This window comes from Kordiimonas aquimaris (genome assembly GCF_025574485.1).
Classification (GTDB): Bacteria; Pseudomonadota; Alphaproteobacteria; order Sphingomonadales; family Kordiimonadaceae; genus Kordiimonas; species Kordiimonas aquimaris.
Window position 1 is genome coordinate 788,529 of the sequence record NZ_JAOBPO010000002.1, and the last position, 16,925, is coordinate 805,453.

The window sequence follows — 16,925 nt, forward strand, 5'->3', positions numbered from 1 at the left end:
TAAGTTACTCCACGACAATATCTTGGGTTTGCCACGCTAAATGTTGACCACCATCCAGCGTTAGCATCTGCCCTGTCATTGACGGCGTCGCAAGTAAAAACTCAATTGCCGTTGTAATTTCTGTTAAACTTGGTCCTTGGCCCAGCGGTACACTTGCGGCTTCATTCATGAAATCATTTTCGGATTGAAACTCGTTACCGAGAGTAGGGCCTGGTCCAATTGCATTAACTCTGACATTTGGCGCAAAATGCTGTGCCATTGTCCGGGTAACAGTCCATAGGCCAGCCTTTGATGTAGTATAGGAAAAGAATTGAGGATTGAGTTTCAACACTCTTTGATCAATCATATTGATCACGGTAGCTTTTTGGCCACTTTCTAACGCGCTTACCATTTCTTTGGCTAAGAAAATTGGTGCACGTAAATTAACATTCTGGTGTTTATTCCATGCCTCAACGGAAAGGCTTTCCAGTGTATCATCTTCAAAAACGGATGCATTGTTAACTAACACATCTATTGGGGAACCTAAGCTGGTTGCTGCCTTGTTAACTATGCTTGCATAGTTGTTTGATTCTGCCAGGTCACCTTCAATAGTAACCGCAGTGCCACCATTTTCTCTAATCTCGTTTGCAAGCGCGGATGCTGCCTGCTCTGAACTGCGATGATGTATAGCTACGGCAATTCCCATGTCTGCAAGTTTTAGGACAATCGCTTTGCCAATACGTGCAGCTCCGCCGGTCACTAATGCTGTATGATACGGAATGTTTGCTTGTTTCGCCATATAGCCCTCTATACCGGCATACCCATAGCTGCAGCACGTTCTGCACTGTTTGCAAGGTGAGCGATATAACCAACGTATAATGCTACCATTACAAGTCCTGCAAGTTTTCCTATTTGGCTTCTTAATCTTACAAAGGGAACAAGCAAAAGTGCCGCACCAAGCATGACCCACAGGTCAATCTGCAAGAAGCTGTCAGGAACAGGAATGTCACCAACAATGGATGAAACACCCATTATACCAAGCACATTAAAGATGTTAGAGCCTATAACATTTCCTACAGCTACATCACAATGACGACGCAGCGCTGCGACAATTGAAGTAACTAGTTCAGGCAGGCTTGTACCAAGAGCAATAAGCGTTAGACCAATTAATGCCTCAGATATGCCGTAGGACCGCGCGAGTTCAATGGACCCGACAACTAATAAATCTGCGCCTACGGCTAGACCAATCATGCCGCCGCCTACCATGATCCATGATTTTGATCTTGAGATAGGGTTCTCTTCTATAGCGGCAATCTCATCAAAGTTATCTATCTCTGATGGACATCGTTGTGCCCTACGTCCTGAGTAAATCAAGAATATACTCAGCATACCAAGCAGCATTATACCGTTGGTCCATCCGTAATTACCATTAAGGCCGAGGAGAATGAAGGCAACAGATGCCACTAGCATCATAAACATGTTGCGACCAAGACGAGGTGCGTCGCAAGTCATGGGGGCAATAAGTGCAGGCAACCCGACGACAAGAAGTGAGTTGGCGATGTTTGAGCCAACGACATTACCGAGTGCGAGTGTAGGTGAACCTTTCAGAACAGCGTCAACGCCAACAACCAGTTCAGGGGCTGATGTGCCGATGGAAACAATCGTTAATCCGATAATGAGGGGAGAAATGCCAGCCTTATGGGCAACAGAAACTGCTCCACGTACCAAAAAGTCCCCGGCAACCACTAATAAAATGATTCCGGCAATAACTTCTAAATAGGCCATGAAGTTTTCTAGTCCTTAAAATACAGGCGCACTTTTAGCGCGCGGTTCATGCTTATATAAGTATGAAGTGAAATAAAAACCAGCTTGCTGCGGTAAAAAAAGGTTTATCTGCTATTTCTGCGTTGAACTTAATACCCTGATGAGCGGTCGAGAAGGTTGTCAGGTTGTTTGCCGCGTTCAATCTGAGCAATACAATGGGCGACATATCGTGTGGCGTTCTTGGGTCGGGTTATTGCTGCAATATGAGGCGTTATTGTAATTTTTGGATGGTGCCATAATAAGCTGCCTTGAGGTAGCGGTTCTGTAGGGAACACATCGAGCGTTGCACCTGAAAGATGATCTGAATCTAGCTGTACTACCAGTGCATCAATATCAATAAGATTGCCGCGCCCGGCATTAATTATTGCTGCTCCTTTGGGTAACAGTGAGAGTGTGTCCGCATCCAAGAGGTTGTTTGTTTCCGACGTTGCGGGAAGCAGGCAGACAAGTATGTCAGTAGCATTCAGAAAATCGGCTAAGTCTTCACGGCCAGCATAATGTGTAACATTGTTCTCAGTAGCTTTAGGTGTGCGTGACCATGCGTTGATCTTATAGCCGATGGGAAGCAACCTACTGATAGCCGCTCTGGCTAAAGCCCCGTATCCAAGCATGCCTACGCGCACATCTGCTGCTTCAGTTGGATAAAACGTGTCGATCCATTGCTTCTGAAGCTGTGCGGCCATTAGTTTGTGCATACCGCGATGATGCATCAAAACCGACATCAGGACAAACTCTGCCATACCATCCTTGAGCCCATCATCGCTCATGCGAATGACGGGTAACTCTTCAGGTATTGTCGGATCTCTTAGTATATGGTCCACTCCAGCCCCGAAAGAAAACACATGAGTGATGTTTGGCTGATCGGCAATAATACCCGGCTTCGGGTTCCACACAAATGCGTAAGCGGGGCCGTCTTCGGGCTCCCCCCAGTGCGGGTAATTGCGCACATCAACGCCGGGAATTGCGTCAATAAATGCTTCTTTCCAGATTTCGTATCCAGGTTCATCAAGATAGAAAAGAATACGCGTCATGGAACTCTAACTGCGAGCGTATCTTGGTGACCAACAATTAGCTCCCGTAAAAGAAAACTGACGTCTGCACGATTCTTAAATCCAGCAGCAATTGCAGCTTCTTCAGATTGTTGTGCCGTCACATTTGCCGGCGTCGCATATTCTTGCAGGTTCTCGTAAAAGCCGATTGTGAAGATATCAAAGTCCGAGCCGAATTTGACATCGAAAATTACATTGGGTCGCTGGCCGATCCGTTCGATGAAGTCATTTTCAATAATGCGCTGTCGCATCAGAGCTTCGTGGTTGCCACCACCAGCTTGAAACATCTCAATATGATAAAGGTTTTTACCTTCACTTATTTTTTTCAAATCTACCCATGATTTGTCAGATGTGGCAGTGAAGTTTAACTCAAAATCCACAAGCTCATCAACGGCACGATCAAAGCTCGCCATTGCGGATGCGCACCGCTCACTCATACAGCCCGTTGTTTGACCAAGCAACATCAGGTCCCAATGGTTGCCTTGACTGTGACGCATAATGAATGGCTTGCCCGTATCGAGCACAGCCCAATCTGTAGAGCTGATCAAGTTTAAGAGATCGGGTAATTTCCCCGGAGACGCTCTGTATTGTGCGACAAAATATTCATCTGCAATGGAAGACGGTGTGAATGATGCAATTAAAGCTATCACTGAAACCGCGTATTTCATGACCTTAAACATTATGTACTCCTAACGCAGTGGGCGTGCTTGTGCCGCCCCGTGGAAAATAGCATTCATGAAAATCAAGTTTAACCCATCAAGATATGCCCTGATAGTAGGGTCTTGGGTAAAACCAATCACCATACCGTTACCCTTTTCTTCGACAACCACAAATGGCTTGAAAGCAAGCTGCTTTCTGTTCTCTTCCCACAAGTGACCGCTGACGAGTAAGTCATCAGCAGCATTGAACCATGACACATTGTTGCCAGTGTTCAATTTGGTTGGCGTATATATGTCGGAGCCACGTACAAGAACGTTGACCGTATCATTGACACCTGAGGCAAGCCAATGGTCCCTGTCTATGCTGGCTTTGACCAGTACCCCGGGAATGCTATCCGGAGATTCTGACTTTGGCTCGCTCAGCAGTTTCATCTCATCTAATGAGTTGATGATCTGACCGTCAACACGGTTGCCTTCGGCGGGTTTGTTAACGCCCTCAGCTTTCACCTGATTTTCGCGGCGAATAGACAGCAGATTTACTTTTTCGTCGGCAAGGTATCGCACGCCTGTGCCGGTGCCGATCAGAACACCACCACGACGAACCCAGCCTTCCAGCGCATTAGCGCCCCGTTCGCCTAAGAAGCTTGAATAGCTTCCAAAGCTCGATGGAATAATAATCACCTGATAACGGTCCAGACGCGCCATGTTGAAATCATTAGTCCGAATTACCGTAACCGGATAACCAAACTGACGCTCGATAACGAACCGCGTATTGCCTGCTGCATATTGGCTGGTTGGCTCATCCCATAACATAGCAATTTTAGGCGCAATCACACGGTTGGTTGCTCGGCTGCCAAGGTCCATGCCTGCGTCAACCCAGCTATCATTGATGCCGATAACCTCTGCACCTGTAGATGCAGCAATTTCCGCCACTGTAGTACCAAGGTCACTGGCGTTTCTTGCGTTATCAATGATCAAGGTTCCCGCGGAATATTCGCGGCCCTGCATTGTAAAGCCCTTATCAATGATTTTCATGTCAATGTTGTTTCGAAGAGCAGCGGCCATAAAGCGACCAGCTGCCATATCGCCCCATGGAACAAGGTATGCAACGGTTGCGTCGGCATTGGTCACTGAACCGGTCCCAATTCGGTCTGGAATGACAGTTTGCATGGACTCGTTAACTTCGCGACCACACGTATCAAGATCAACACCGTACATTAGGGGCAGTGACCATGCTGTTACGTCATAAATGCTATGATCAACATTTTTAGCGCGCAGTCTTTCCTGCTCCCGAACAAAATCAGCCTCCATATCCACTTGCGGATCCAAAAGCGTGTGAATCAGGCGTTTGCGTGGTTGTGCGGCGTCGATAACATAAGCTCCGCTGGAGTATGAAACACCACAAGCTCTGAAATCCGTGGTGGCCTGATTAATTTCGATACCTTGTTCTGCCAGTATACTGGCCAGTTTTCGGTTGGCTGCTTTATCTCTTGTTGCTGGAAAAATATAGCTGCGGCTATTGCGGTCCGTACGTCCTTCAGCGATTGCAGTTTTTTGGTAGTTGAAGAAATCCGCCAGAAGTTGCTCGCGGTTAACCGAAGTGGTTTCAGCTGTGGCCAAAGATGTTACGAAGTGTTGTTTGACAGTTTTAGCGTATTTAAGGTCTGTCCCATCATAGCGATGGTAAACAAGGCCGCGTGATGAGGCTTGCTCATACGTCATGGAAATTGCGCCGTAATAGGCAGGCCAACTAGCACCGTATCCGGGATAGAAGGCGTCATAAACGTCCCGTGTGAAATAGTCATAGCCAAACTTATCGAACCATTTGGCGTTGTTTTTGCCAAATAAGAACAACGAATCGCGTTGATTTTTTGCCAGATGCGGATTGTAAGGAACGGCTTCGGGCGCAAAATAATACGTCGAATTACCGCCCATCTCATGCAAATCAACAAACACTAGAGGTAGCCATTCAAGTAATGCTTTCGCATGACCTTTAACTTCTGGCTGCGTCAATGAAATCCAATCACGGTTCATATCGAACATATAATGGTTTGTGCGCCCGGAAGGCCACGGCTCATTATGTTCTGCCGAAGCAGGGTCACTATCTGCAACCAAACCTTTCGCGGTGCGGAAACGATGAATAAACCGGTCGCGCCCATCGGGGTTTTGCAACGGATTGATGAATACAACGCTGTTTGCCAGAATATTTGGCACGCGGTCATCACCGCGTGCTGCCAGCAAGTGATAGGCCGTCATCATTGACGCGTCAGGAGATGAAATTTCGTTGCCGTGAATACCGTACGCAAGCCATGTTGAAGCAGGGAGGTTGGCTATAAGATCGTTGGCGTCAGAATCAGATGTTTTGCGAGGGTCGGAAAGAGCTTGCATACCAGATTTTATTTCATCAAGGCGTGCAATGTTATCAGGGCTGGAAATAACTGCGTAAATTAGCTCGCGTCCTTCCCAGGATGCGCCGTACGTCATAATTTTCATGCGGTTTGGTGCGGCAGCGGCGAGGGCGCGCATATAGCGGTTCATGTCGGCATGCGTAGTAATACGTTCGCCTGATGTGTAGCCCAGAACACTTTTTACTGTTGGAATCGCCGGGTCATAGTTTGCCGCTGGCCAGAAGTACTCATTAGCTGGATCTTGTGCGTTAACGCCGCCAAGCAATGAAAAGCCAAATATGAGCATGCTGGCCAGTGTTAATTTTACTATTCTGAGTGCTGACATAAAAATTCCCCCTTATAACTCTGCCAAACGAAAATGTGATTATAGTCAATAAAGTTAAATTGCTGACTTGAAAAGCTTTGAAGAATCACATATCGGTGCGTTGAAATATAACTGCGGAAGATAACAGATCATTAGATTAATACTTTCGCTTGATTTTTAAAAGGTGTGCCCTTATGGTGCGCGCCTTGATTTGAGGTGTTCGCCGTTGGGCGGATCCATTTATGACGCGAGACTGTCTTATTAAAAGGCGCTGGCGAGTAAAAAGGTAAGAAAATGGCTGTTCCAAAGAGAAAAGTATCCCCATCTCGCCGTGGTATGCGTCGTGCACATGATGCCCTGAAAGCTGTAAACTATCAGGAAGATTCGCATACAGGTGAATATAAACTGCGTCATCACATCGACCTGAAAACAGGTATGTATCGTGGTAAGCAGATTGTGGAGCCAAAAGGCGACTATTAAATTTAGTCACTTTTCACAAAGTTTAAGAGCGTCGCTTTTTCGAAGCGTCGCTTTTTTTTGTCTTATTTCCGTACATTATGTTTGCTAGGATAGTTTTCAAATTCACAGGAAGGACGAAACGATGATTCGTAAGCTTGTTCTCGTTGCTGCTTTTTTTACATTAACCGCTTGTCTTGCTGAAAACTCAGTAACAGGACGCTCGCAGTTTATCATCATTCCACCTAGTCAGGATGCAGCGCTTGGGCTTGAGGCAATGCAGGAAGTTAAGAAAACAGCACCTGTTGTTACCACAGGTGCAATGGCACGGCGTGTTCAAGAGATGGGCCAGCGCATTGCGCGCGTTTCTGACCGTCCTGAACTTGATTGGGAATTCATTGTTATTGATGAGCCAGTCCTGAACGCATGGGCTTTGCCTGGTGGCAAGGTAGCTATTTATCGGAAAATGCTTGATAACCTTAACGATGAACAATTGGCTGCGGTGGTTGGTCATGAAATTGCTCATGCTGTACTACGACACGGTGCAGAACAGATGAGCCGGGCTCAGGCACAAAATGCCGCTATTCTTGGCCTTGGGGTTCTCGTTGGTACACAAACAGAAAATCAGCAAATGTCGCAACTGGCTGTAAGCCTAGGTGCTCTAGCATCGCAAGGCTTTGTTTCCTTGCCGCATAGTCGGAAAATGGAACTCGAAGCAGACCATGTGGGTGCTATATATATGGCAAAAGCCGGATATGATCCAAGAAATGCCATCACACTATGGCAGAAGATGGCAAGCTTGAAAGAAGGTGGCGGTAGTCAACCAACGTTCTTCTCTACACACCCATCAGATGACAAGCGTATTGAGCGGCTGCGAGATAATATGCCGCGGTATCTGGAATATTACCGCGGTTAATGGGCACTTAAGCGCCCCTTTTGACTTAAATGGTACTCATTCAGTTCTCAATCCAGGTAGCCTGGTAGTTTAGGCATTTTATCCGTATCGTCTTTTTCGTGCTGGATAATAACGCGTGCGCCGCTTTCTTTCGCTAATTTCTCGAAACGGTCCATAGATTTCAATGTGTCTTCTACATTCGTGTTGAATGTCGGAATTGTTCTGAGTTCACGCGACTCAGTCAGATGGTACAGGTCACCTGAAAGTAAAACAGGACCACTGTTTTCTAGGTTAACCATCAATGATGTATGCCCCGGCGTGTGCCCTGGTAGTGACAGGATGGTTACACTGCCGTCGCCGAATACATCATGGTCACCGGTAAATTTAATTTTTTCCGACTTATCTAATTTGTCGTATGCAGCAATAGCCTGAGGGTTAGCGCGTTTTTCTGCACTGAACATGTCAGCATATTCATTTTCATGCACAATCCATGTAGCGCCTGCATAGTCATTTAAGTTGCCAGTATGATCAAAATGCGAGTGTGAGATGGAAACGAAATCGATATCATTTGCGGAAACACCGATTTCGCTCAGTTGTGCGTCCAGTGTTTTTGGTAGCATCAATTTGTATGGACCATTGGTAAAGCCATCTTCTGCCTCAGCTATGGCTTTAGGTAACCCTGTGTCCCAAAGCAGATCACCTTTGGGATGCCTGATAAGAAAACAAGCGTCGCCAGCTTTGTTTGTGCGACCATCGAATTCGCCGCCGCGCGCGAACAAGCTAAGGTCATTCATGTCAATTTCGCCGCAATTGAATGTATAAAGTTTAATGTCTGCGGCTGATGTGGCTGGCGCAAAAGAAATTGCCGCGCTGAGGCAAAGGCTAGAAAGGAGAGCTTTTTTCATGAGTGATCCTTTTCAAATACATATATGCCTATGGCATATCCAAAAATGTTGGCAGAATAAAGAATTCAGGCCTCTGCGAAGTCGAGGCCAATATCAACAGCAGGTGCTGACTGCGTCAATCGTCCTACCGAGATGTAATCCACACCGGTTTCGGCAATGGCGCGAATGGTTTGAAGTGTAACTCCACCGGAGGCTTCACATGGGATCCTGCCATTAACAATAGTAAGCGCCTCACTGATAGTAGTCGGAGACATGTTGTCCAAGAGTAGGCTGGTCGCGCCAACCTCAACAGCTTCGCTCACCTGAGCAAGGGTATCGCATTCAACTTGAATTTTTGTTTGCCCAGCAGTGATCGCAGCCTCAACAGCCTGGCGAATAGAGCCTGCGACAGCTATATGATTGTCCTTAATCATCACAGCATCAAACAGGCCCATGCGGTGGTTTTTAGCACCACCACACGCTGCGGCGTATTTGTCCAGTTTCCGCAGGCCAGGTGTTGTCTTGCGTGTGTCCAGCAATATAGTGGCTGTTTCTTTGATCGCATCGACATAAGTGTGGGTGAGGGTGGCAATACCAGACATATGTTGAATGATATTTAGTGCTGTGCGTTCGGCTGATAAAAGGGCTCTGGCTGCAGCGTTGATGGTTGCGATCTTGTCGCCTGCCTTCAGAGGCGCACCATCTTTTACGGTCACTGCGATATCTGCATTTGGGTCAAGGCGTTTAATGATAGGAGCCAGCAATGGCAGGCCTGCAACAATCATATCTTCTCGTGCATTCATGGTTGCAACAAGCATGGCGTCTTCAGGGATGACTGTTTCAGCGGTTATGTCGCCGCTGCCAATATCCTCTGCAAAAGCAATATCAATGAAAGTATTAATTTCTGCTGTATCTAGAGGAAAGTCTGTCACAGAAAGCGCCCCAATTACTCTGAAATGGCAGAAACATCTTTTGCTGGGCCGGATGTTGGACTCATCTCAAGCATACGGCGTAATGGTTTTTCAGCGGCAACGCGTGTATCTTCATCCAGGTCAATTTCGGGGCCAAGGTCACGCAAGCACAGATACAGTTTCTGCATCGTATTGAGCGCCATGTACGGGCATGTATTGCAACTGCAGTTGCCATCAGCTCCCGGCGCACCAATGAAGGTTTTGTGAGGTGCGGCCTTCTCCATTTGGTGAATAATACCAGGCTCAGTTGCAATGATCAGAGTGTCTGCTTCACTTTCAAGTGCAAACTTAAGTATGGAGCTTGTAGAACCCGCATGATCAGCGTGCTGAATAATATTATCCGGGCATTCCGGATGCGCCGCTACTGGGGCTTCCGGGTGTTTTGCCTTCAATTTAATCAGTTCTTTTTCACTGAAAAGCTCGTGTACAATGCACGTGCCTTGCCATAAGAGCATGTCGCGGTTCAGTTTGCGCGATAAGTATCCGCCCAAGTGACGGTCTGGTGCAAAAATTATCTTCTGATCTTCAGGTATTTGGCTCACGATGTGTTCAGCGTTTGAGCTGGTGACAATAATATCTGTCAATGCCTTAACCGCTGCCGAACAATTGATATAGCTAAGTACCATATGGTCTGGGTGTGCTTCGACAAATTCTTTAAATTCATCGGGTGGGCAACTGTCTTCCAAACTACAACCGGCGTCGAGGTCAGGTAGAACGACGGTTTTTTCCGGGCTGAGAATTTTTGCAACTTCAGCCATGAAGCGTACACCGCAAAACACGATAACTTCTGCGTCTGTTTCGGCTGCTTTACGAGACAAATCAAGACTATCGCCTACGAAATCAGCGATATCCTGAATTTCAGGCGCTTGATAATAGTGCGCGAGAATGACGGCATTTTTTTCTTTACGCAGACGCTTGATTTCTTCAACCAAGTCCATCGTTGGGTCTACGTTTTTACCAGCCATCAAGTTCATATCGTCTCTCCGAACGTCGAAAATCAGCATTTCAGCCGCATAGATACAGGCGCTTGCGCCTGAGTGCAATCAAGGAATTGTTGCCATGAGTACAGATAATATCATCCAAGCCTGTACTTAGCTTCAAGTGTTGGCGGGCCTTCACATTGAATGCGGTCATTTTCTTCAAGTGAAATCATGTGCGCAAGTACCGAGCGAGCGGCTGCCGGATGAAGGCGCTTGTCAACATCCTTGTACATGACGGTGACCAGTTGATCAATTTGCATAGGGCCGTTTTCAAGGTGTTTAAGAATTTGACCCTCGCGCATGCGCCGGTGAGTTATGATACCTCGAATAAAAGGCGCTGGCTCGTCAACCCAAGGACCGTGGGTTGGCGCAAGTCTATCCGCATTTAATGCTGCTACTTTCTTCAGGCTGGCAAGATAATCACTCATGTCTCCGTCTGGTGGTGATATTACAGTGGTTGCCCAGCCCATAATGTGATCACCTACAAATAGTGTGTTTTCTTCATGTAGGTGATAGCAGATGTGATTAGCCGTATGACCGGGTGTGTGAATGGCCTGAAGTGTCCAGCCATTGCCTGATAATATTTCACCGTCTTTTATTTTCACATCTGGTAAAAATGTTTTATCTGCACCAGCCTCTACTTCTTCTGTATCTAATCCGCCTTTTCTACCACTGCCATGAGCACCAAATGCATATGTCAGCGCGCCTGTTTTTTCCTTTAGCCAATTTGCCAAAGGTGAGTGGTCAGCATGTGTGTGCGTCACAAGGATATGGCTGATGCGGCGGCCATTTAAAGCGTCCAGTATTGCTTGACCGTGCGCTGGCATTAGTGGGCCAGGGTCAATGACAGCGACGTCAGTTTTGTTGCCTACAATGTATGTACCTGTTCCTGTGTATGTATATGGGCTGGGATTGTTGCACAGCAACCGCTCAATCAGTACAGACATGCGCTCGGCCTCGCCGTAGTTGGCACTAAAGTCTTGTTTGAAAAGGGAAGGCTGCTCTTCACTCACTACACTAATCCTAAATACTATTTCATTAGCATGTTAATTAGCATGTTTCAGGCAAAAGAAAACCGGCGACGCTTGGGGTGTTTGGAAAGCAAGCATCGCCGGATTATTGGAAATACGCATACCTTGATGGTTTGACATATATTCAAGTCACGCAATCGATGGCAGTCGTTCTGCGGACTTGTAATTACATTCGCAATGGTTGTGCCAATATTTTTGTATATATATTACAATGGCTTATAATTTTTTCTGTATGACAGTGTTCCATGTTGAACCACGGCTGTATCAAAATGAAACAGCATGTGATGCATCAAAATGGGACAATTGATGACTTAGTATCCGCGTGCAATACAAAAATCGACAATATCCAGCATTGCTTTTTTCGCAGGATTATCATTGAAAATAGCAAGCGCGTCTTTTGCCATTTCACCGTAATGCCTAGCACGGTCAAGCGTTGCAGCAAGTGTTCCGTGAGAATTAAGAATGACTAAAGCTTTATCAAGATCGCCTTCTTTTTGACGGACGGCTTGCATTGTTTGTTTCCAGAATTCTCTCTCTTCATCAGTCCCGCGTCTGTAGGCTAGGATGACAGGTAATGTGATTTTCCCTTCCTGGAAATCATCACCAACATTTTTACCCATTGTTGCCTGCTTTGCTGAATAATCCAGTGCGTCGTCAACCAGTTGAAACGCAATGCCAAGATATTTACCGTACGCGCTCAGTGCGGCTTCAACATCTGTTCCTTGATCCGAGACGACACCTGTAACCTCGCAGGCCGCAGCAAATAATACCGCAGTTTTGGCCGTAATAACTTCAAGGTATTTTTCTTCGGTTGTGGACAGGTCATTTGCTGTTGTTAACTGAAGCACCTCACCCTCGGTGATAACCGCAGAGGTATTAGACAGAATTTTGAGTACGCGCAGCGAGTCGCTTTCAACCATAAGCTCAAAAGCACGACTAAACAGGAAATCACCGACTAAAACTGTAGGTTGGTTACCCCAAATCAGATTGGCTGTTTTTTTGCCGCGACGCAGCGTGCTTTGATCAACTACATCATCATGCAGTAATGTTGCCGTATGAATGAACTCAACGGCCGTGGCGAGACCGATGTGCCGTTTCCCCTCATATCCAATCAGTTTTGCCGCAGCGAGCGTTAGCATTGGACGTAAACGTTTGCCGCCTGACGAAATAAGGTGTCCCGCAAGCTCAGGGATAAGAGCTACTGGGCTTTGCATGCGCGATAAAATAATCTCATTGACAAGATTCATGTCAGCGTTTGTTAGTTCTTGCATTGCATCAATCGCGGTTTGTGCATCTTCCTCAATTGATTTGCTATGCATCGGGACAACATTATCTGACATTAATACTCTCGCTTTACTGTAGTTACGTGGCTCAACAACGCCGTATTAGTTAAATCGTATTGTGGGTACATACGTTTGCACGTATCAATCCCTCTATACTCAATTGTTGTGGAAGTTTTAACTGAACACTGTGTTAATTGACCACCACATCAAATGCCGTACAATTGCCTTACTTGAAGACCTAAAGCAAATAAACTTCTGTTGAAGGGCGTTATGACGCAGCCGTTAGACGAAAATAACAACAATCACGAGCTCGTCAGGAATACGGGCAGTGATACAACCATTGACGATTTCTTAGGTGGTTCTATCCGATTGATACAGCCTGCCGATGGTTACCGCGTATCGATGGATACTGTTATGTTAGCTGCAACGGTACCAGCCAAGCCGGGACAGACGGTTCTTGAAGGCGGTGTTGGGTCAGCTGGTGCGGCACTTTGTTTAGCGCGCAGAATACCGGGCGTTAATGTTTATGGTATTGATGTTCAGACAGAAATGATTGCGCTCGCGGAGCAAAATATCGCCTACAATGACTTAGGTGATTTTGTTTCAGTTGAAGAGGGTAGTGTGCTTGATCGCAGTGGTCCACAAGCACGTTTTGATCATGTCATGATCAATCCACCTTATCTGGCAAAAGGTAAGGCTGTTCGACCACCGGCAGAAAATAAAGGTTTGGCGCATATGGATTCGACAGCCAATCTGTCTGATTGGATAAAATTCTGCGTCCATAACGCAAAGAACGGTGGCACAATTTCAGTTGTTTACCGCGCCGACCGCATGGATGAAGTGATCGCAAGGTTATACCGGCGTGTGGGCGACCTGAAAATCATGCCTTTGTGGCCGCGTATTGGGCAGCCGGCAAAGCGTGTGATCATTCAGGGCCGTAAAGGAATGCACGGCGCCGCACAAATGTTGCCCGGGCTTGCACTGCACAGTGACACAGAGCGTTACACGCCGGAGGCGCGGGAAGTATTATGGGATGGTAAGGCTCTTAATCTTTAAGCAGTCATACTGGTGAGTATAAGGTGTTAAGGTTTAGCGGCGCATAAATACTTACTGAATGTGACAATTTCTTTGCTCTGACACTGGAAAGCCGTTAATCAATGCCCAAATACATACGAATATGAGCTGAAAACCACTAATTAAGAGCAATCATGAAAAAAAAGATAAGTAAATTCATATTTGGACTCCGCCGATCATTGTTTGGTGACCCACCTCCAAAGGTTGCGGTTATACCTATGCAGGGCGTTATTGCTGCTGGTGGACGCTTTAATAAAACTTTGAGTTTGGCATCTGTTGAAGACAAAATAGACACTGCTTTTAACATGCCAGGCGTATCTGCGGTGGCATTACTTATTAACTCACCGGGCGGCTCACCCGTGCAGTCATCCCTGATCACAAAGCGCATCCGTGACTTGTCGACTGAAAAAGATATCCCTGTTCTTGCATTTGCAGAAGATGTTGCGGCATCAGGTGGTTATATGCTCGCGCTTGCTGGCGATAAAATTTATGCAAACGAGTCATCTATTGTTGGCAGTATCGGCGTTATTTCGGCTGGTTTTGGGTTTACAGAAGCTATTGCAAAAATTGGTGTGGAACGCCGCCTTTACACAGCGGGCGAAAGCAAATCTATGCTGGATAGTTTTTCGGAAGAAAAACCCGAAGATGTTGCGCGCCTGCGTGAATTGCAGGATGAAATTCACGAACATTTCAAGAAATTGGTACGTGATCGCCGCGGTAAACGACTTAAAGGATTGCGTGGTAAGGTATTTTCTGGCGATGTTTTCTCTGGTAACGAGGCGGTTAAGCTCGGTTTGATTGATGATATTGGTGATGTGCGCGGTGTGTTGCGCGACCGTTTTGGTGACAAGGTTAAGTTTGAAGTGCTTGGTGAAAAGAAACCGCGCCTTGGTGCATTGCTGGGTTTGGGTGGTAAGGCTGATATGACAGCACTTGCGGAAAACGCATCAGGTGGCTGGGCTCACGGCTTAATTGCTGCGGTTGAAGAACGACTTTATTGGAACAGGTTTGGGCTTTAGTCTTAAAGGGCGGAGCGACTAATGACGACGGATGAAAAGCATAAAGCGCAATTAACGGCATACCGTGAAAGTATTGATAACATTGATGCTTCGCTGGTTTTCATGCTTGCAGAGCGATTTAAAATCACGAAAGCGGTTGGCTTTTATAAAAAAGAGCATGACCTGCCGCCGGCAGACCCAGCACGTGAGCAAGAGCAGGTTAAACGTCTGCGCGATCTTGCTGACAGTGCCAAGCTTGATCCGGAGTTTAGCGAAAAGTTCCTCAATTTTATCATCCGTGAGGTGATCCAGCACCATGAACGTATCCGCGAGAAAGGTGAGCTTTAAAAGGCTCGTGATGAATTTATGACTGTTGATGGCCCTGAACAATTGGAGAAACTTCGCGAGATTGGCGCAATTTGCCGTGATGTGCTTGCTGCGATGGGGGCTAAGGTTGCACCCGGTGTAACGCCGCGGGAGCTGGATAATATGGCCGGTGAAATGCTCACGGCATGCGGTGCAAAGTCAGCACCGATTCTAGCCTATGATTTTCCGGGTCACACATGCATTTCGGTTGGTGACGCCATTGCACACGGTATCCCGTCAGACATTCCCCTTAAAGAAGGCGAGCTCGTTAATATTGACGTTTCAGCCGAGAAAGATGGTTTTTTTGGTGATACGGGCGCAAGCTTTCCTGTAGGGCAAGTGGCATCTGAACTGCTGATATTGCTTGAGGCAACGAAAACTGCGCAGCGCAAAGCAATGTTTGCTGCACGCGCGGGCCAGCCCATTAATGTTGTTGGCAAAGCTGTTGAGAAAGAGGCGAAGAAACACGGCCTTAAGATCATCGAGGGTCTGAATGGGCACGGTGTTGGTGGTTGGATTCACGAGGAACCTTCCGTGCCAAACATCTATTACCCGAGTGAACGCACGCGCCTGAAAGAAGGTCAGGTGATGACCATTGAGCCGTTTTTGGCAACTAAAAGCCACCAGTATGCAGAAGATGCAGATGGCTGGACGCTGCGCTTGGCGCAGGGCGGTTTTGGTGCACAGTTTGAGCATACATTTGTGGTGACTAAATCCGCACCAATTATCCTGACGGCGTGAGGTAACAGGCAAGCTATCTCTCATATGTGATAAACCTTGCTTGACCGTGGTGTTTGCTAAGGCTAGGTTGCCGGAAATTTCGCACCATTTATGCGGCAAACTACACGGTAAGAACAGTTTTCATGACCCGACCTTCAGCCAGCAATGCAGCAGCGCCCAAAAGCGCGATGCCATTCCAGAAAATGATCCTAAATTTGCAGAATTATTGGGCGGAACATGGCTGTGCCATACTGCAGCCTTATGACCTTGAAATGGGTGCGGGTACTTTTCATCCAGCTACTACGCTTCGCTCATTAGGCCCGGACCATTGGAAAGCGGCATATGTTCAGCCTTGCCGCAGACCTACTGATGGCCGTTACGGTGAAAACCCGAACCGCCTGCAGCATTATTATCAGTTTCAGGTGATCCTGAAACCAAGCCCTGAGAATATGCAAGAGTCGTATCTTGGCAGCCTTAAAGCCATCGGTATTGATGCTGCCCTGCATGATATCCGTTTCGTTGAAGATGATTGGGAAAGCCCGACACTCGGCGCATGGGGCCTTGGTTGGGAAATCTGGTGCGATGGTATGGAAGTCAGCCAGTACACGTATTTTCAGCAAGTTGGTGGCTATGACTGCAAACCTGTTTCAGGTGAATTGACATACGGCCTTGAACGTCTCGCGATGTTCGTGCAGGGCGTCGATAATGTATATGACCTTGACTATAACGGCGCGGGAATAACGTACGGCGATGTTTATCTTGAAAACGAACGCGAACAATCGGCCTTCAATTTTGAATATGCCAACACGGACAAATTGTTTGAAGATTTCAAAAAAGCTCAAGATGAATGCGCGAAGCTGATTGAGGCCGAACTGCCTTTGCCTGCCTACGAGCAGTGCATCAAATCAAGTCATACATTTAATTTGCTCGATGCGCGCGGGGTCATTTCGGTAACGGAACGACAAGCGTATATTGGACGTGTGCGCGACCTTGCCAAAGGTTGCTGTGATGCGTGGGTGAAGAAAAATGGATGGGAGTTATAGT

17 protein-coding genes are annotated in these 16,925 nt (G+C 46.9%); 7 read left to right on the top strand and 10 right to left on the bottom strand.

Annotated features, from left to right (window positions below; genetic code table 11):
- Positions 1–4 precede the first annotated feature (4 nt).
- The 5 genes from OEU88_RS09395 to OEU88_RS09415 all read right to left on the bottom strand — a co-directional run bounded on the left by OEU88_RS09395 (position 5) and on the right by OEU88_RS09415 (position 6,244).
- Positions 5–778 (bottom strand): SDR family oxidoreductase, encoded by a 774-nt coding sequence (locus tag OEU88_RS09395; protein WP_262694899.1) that lies wholly within the window; start codon positions 776–778, stop codon positions 5–7.
- 8 nt (positions 779–786) lie between these two features.
- Positions 787–1,764 (bottom strand): calcium/sodium antiporter, encoded by a 978-nt coding sequence (locus OEU88_RS09400; protein WP_262694900.1) that lies wholly within the window; start codon positions 1,762–1,764, stop codon positions 787–789.
- Positions 1,765–1,892: 128 nt separating this feature from the next.
- A complete protein-coding gene (locus tag OEU88_RS09405; protein ID WP_262694901.1) occupies positions 1,893–2,834 on the bottom strand; it encodes a 2-hydroxyacid dehydrogenase in 942 nt (313 codons plus the stop codon).
- Positions 2,831–3,532: a hypothetical protein gene (locus OEU88_RS09410; protein ID WP_262694902.1), complete on the bottom strand. Its 702-nt coding sequence runs from the start codon at positions 3,530–3,532 to the stop codon at positions 2,831–2,833. Before OEU88_RS09410 ends, OEU88_RS09405 begins: the two co-directional genes overlap by 4 nt.
- A 9-nt stretch (positions 3,533–3,541) precedes the next feature.
- Positions 3,542–6,244 carry a M14 metallopeptidase family protein gene (locus tag OEU88_RS09415; protein ID WP_262694903.1) on the bottom strand — a complete coding sequence of 901 codons (2,703 nt, stop codon included), beginning with the start codon at positions 6,242–6,244 and terminating at the stop codon, positions 3,542–3,544.
- A gap of 273 nt (positions 6,245–6,517) precedes the next feature.
- Here OEU88_RS09415 and rpmF point away from each other — a divergent pair, with 273 nt between their 5' ends.
- Positions 6,518–6,703: a 50S ribosomal protein L32 gene (gene rpmF / locus OEU88_RS09420; protein WP_262694904.1), complete on the top strand. Its 186-nt coding sequence runs from the start codon at positions 6,518–6,520 to the stop codon at positions 6,701–6,703.
- A 121-nt stretch (positions 6,704–6,824) separates the two neighbouring features.
- Positions 6,825–7,595 (top strand): M48 family metallopeptidase, encoded by a 771-nt coding sequence (locus OEU88_RS09425; RefSeq protein ID WP_262694905.1) that lies wholly within the window; start codon positions 6,825–6,827, stop codon positions 7,593–7,595.
- A gap of 47 nt (positions 7,596–7,642) precedes the next feature.
- On the opposite strand, the gene OEU88_RS09430 is transcribed toward OEU88_RS09425, so the two are convergent.
- The 5 genes from OEU88_RS09430 to OEU88_RS09450 form a co-directional block, all read right to left on the bottom strand.
- On the bottom strand, positions 7,643–8,479 hold the full coding sequence (locus tag OEU88_RS09430; RefSeq protein ID WP_262694906.1) for an N-acyl homoserine lactonase family protein: 837 nt from the start codon (positions 8,477–8,479) through the stop codon (positions 7,643–7,645).
- Positions 8,480–8,544: 65 nt separating this feature from the next.
- A complete protein-coding gene (gene nadC, locus OEU88_RS09435) occupies positions 8,545–9,390 on the bottom strand; it encodes a carboxylating nicotinate-nucleotide diphosphorylase (RefSeq protein WP_262694907.1) in 846 nt (281 codons plus the stop codon).
- Between the two features lie 14 nt (positions 9,391–9,404).
- Complete coding sequence (nadA, locus tag OEU88_RS09440) at positions 9,405–10,394, bottom strand: quinolinate synthase NadA (protein WP_394805251.1); 990 nt, start codon at positions 10,392–10,394, stop codon at positions 9,405–9,407.
- A gap of 110 nt (positions 10,395–10,504) precedes the next feature.
- Positions 10,505–11,422: an MBL fold metallo-hydrolase gene (locus OEU88_RS09445; protein ID WP_262694909.1), complete on the bottom strand. Its 918-nt coding sequence runs from the start codon at positions 11,420–11,422 to the stop codon at positions 10,505–10,507.
- Positions 11,423–11,751: 329 nt separating this feature from the next.
- Entirely contained in the window at positions 11,752–12,780 is a 1,029-nt protein-coding gene (locus OEU88_RS09450; protein ID WP_262694911.1) for a polyprenyl synthetase family protein, read from the bottom strand.
- 213 nt (positions 12,781–12,993) lie between these two features.
- Between OEU88_RS09450 and OEU88_RS09455 the strand changes: the two genes are divergently transcribed.
- From OEU88_RS09455 to OEU88_RS09475, 5 genes are all read left to right on the top strand, one after another.
- Complete coding sequence (locus OEU88_RS09455; protein ID WP_262694913.1) at positions 12,994–13,779, top strand: tRNA1(Val) (adenine(37)-N6)-methyltransferase; 786 nt, start codon at positions 12,994–12,996, stop codon at positions 13,777–13,779.
- A gap of 152 nt (positions 13,780–13,931) precedes the next feature.
- The gene (locus OEU88_RS09460; RefSeq protein ID WP_262694914.1) at positions 13,932–14,816 is read left to right on the top strand and encodes a S49 family peptidase; all 885 of its coding nucleotides are present in this window, start codon (positions 13,932–13,934) and stop codon (positions 14,814–14,816) included.
- A 21-nt stretch (positions 14,817–14,837) separates the two neighbouring features.
- The gene (locus OEU88_RS09465) at positions 14,838–15,143 is read left to right on the top strand and encodes a chorismate mutase (RefSeq protein ID WP_262694915.1); all 306 of its coding nucleotides are present in this window, start codon (positions 14,838–14,840) and stop codon (positions 15,141–15,143) included.
- Positions 15,144–15,161: 18 nt separating this feature from the next.
- The gene (gene map / locus OEU88_RS09470; protein WP_262694916.1) at positions 15,162–15,902 is read left to right on the top strand and encodes a type I methionyl aminopeptidase; all 741 of its coding nucleotides are present in this window, start codon (positions 15,162–15,164) and stop codon (positions 15,900–15,902) included.
- 167 nt (positions 15,903–16,069) lie between these two features.
- On the top strand, positions 16,070–16,924 hold the full coding sequence (locus tag OEU88_RS09475; RefSeq protein WP_317279132.1) for a glycine--tRNA ligase subunit alpha: 855 nt from the start codon (positions 16,070–16,072) through the stop codon (positions 16,922–16,924).
- The last annotated feature ends 1 nt before the right edge of the window (position 16,925 follow it).

Coding starts and splice junctions, on each gene's coding strand:
- OEU88_RS09425 (WP_262694905.1), top strand. CDS start 6,825: ATGATTCGTAAGCTTGTTCTCGTTGCTGCTTTTTTTACATTAACCGCT.
- OEU88_RS09465 (WP_262694915.1), top strand. CDS start 14,838: ATGACGACGGATGAAAAGCATAAAGCGCAATTAACGGCATACCGTGAA.
- nadA (WP_394805251.1), bottom strand. CDS start 10,394: ATGGCTGGTAAAAACGTAGACCCAACGATGGACTTGGTTGAAGAAATC.
- OEU88_RS09475 (WP_317279132.1), top strand. CDS start 16,070: ATGCCATTCCAGAAAATGATCCTAAATTTGCAGAATTATTGGGCGGAA.
- OEU88_RS09460 (WP_262694914.1), top strand. CDS start 13,932: ATGAAAAAAAAGATAAGTAAATTCATATTTGGACTCCGCCGATCATTG.
- OEU88_RS09410 (WP_262694902.1), bottom strand. CDS start 3,532: ATGTTTAAGGTCATGAAATACGCGGTTTCAGTGATAGCTTTAATTGCA.
- OEU88_RS09455 (WP_262694913.1), top strand. CDS start 12,994: ATGACGCAGCCGTTAGACGAAAATAACAACAATCACGAGCTCGTCAGG.
- OEU88_RS09430 (WP_262694906.1), bottom strand. CDS start 8,479: ATGAAAAAAGCTCTCCTTTCTAGCCTTTGCCTCAGCGCGGCAATTTCT.
- OEU88_RS09415 (WP_262694903.1), bottom strand. CDS start 6,244: ATGTCAGCACTCAGAATAGTAAAATTAACACTGGCCAGCATGCTCATA.
- OEU88_RS09400 (WP_262694900.1), bottom strand. CDS start 1,764: ATGGCCTATTTAGAAGTTATTGCCGGAATCATTTTATTAGTGGTTGCC.
- OEU88_RS09395 (WP_262694899.1), bottom strand. CDS start 778: ATGGCGAAACAAGCAAACATTCCGTATCATACAGCATTAGTGACCGGC.
- OEU88_RS09405 (WP_262694901.1), bottom strand. CDS start 2,834: ATGACGCGTATTCTTTTCTATCTTGATGAACCTGGATACGAAATCTGG.
- OEU88_RS09450 (WP_262694911.1), bottom strand. CDS start 12,780: ATGTCAGATAATGTTGTCCCGATGCATAGCAAATCAATTGAGGAAGAT.
- rpmF (WP_262694904.1), top strand. CDS start 6,518: ATGGCTGTTCCAAAGAGAAAAGTATCCCCATCTCGCCGTGGTATGCGT.
- map (WP_262694916.1), top strand. CDS start 15,162: ATGACTGTTGATGGCCCTGAACAATTGGAGAAACTTCGCGAGATTGGC.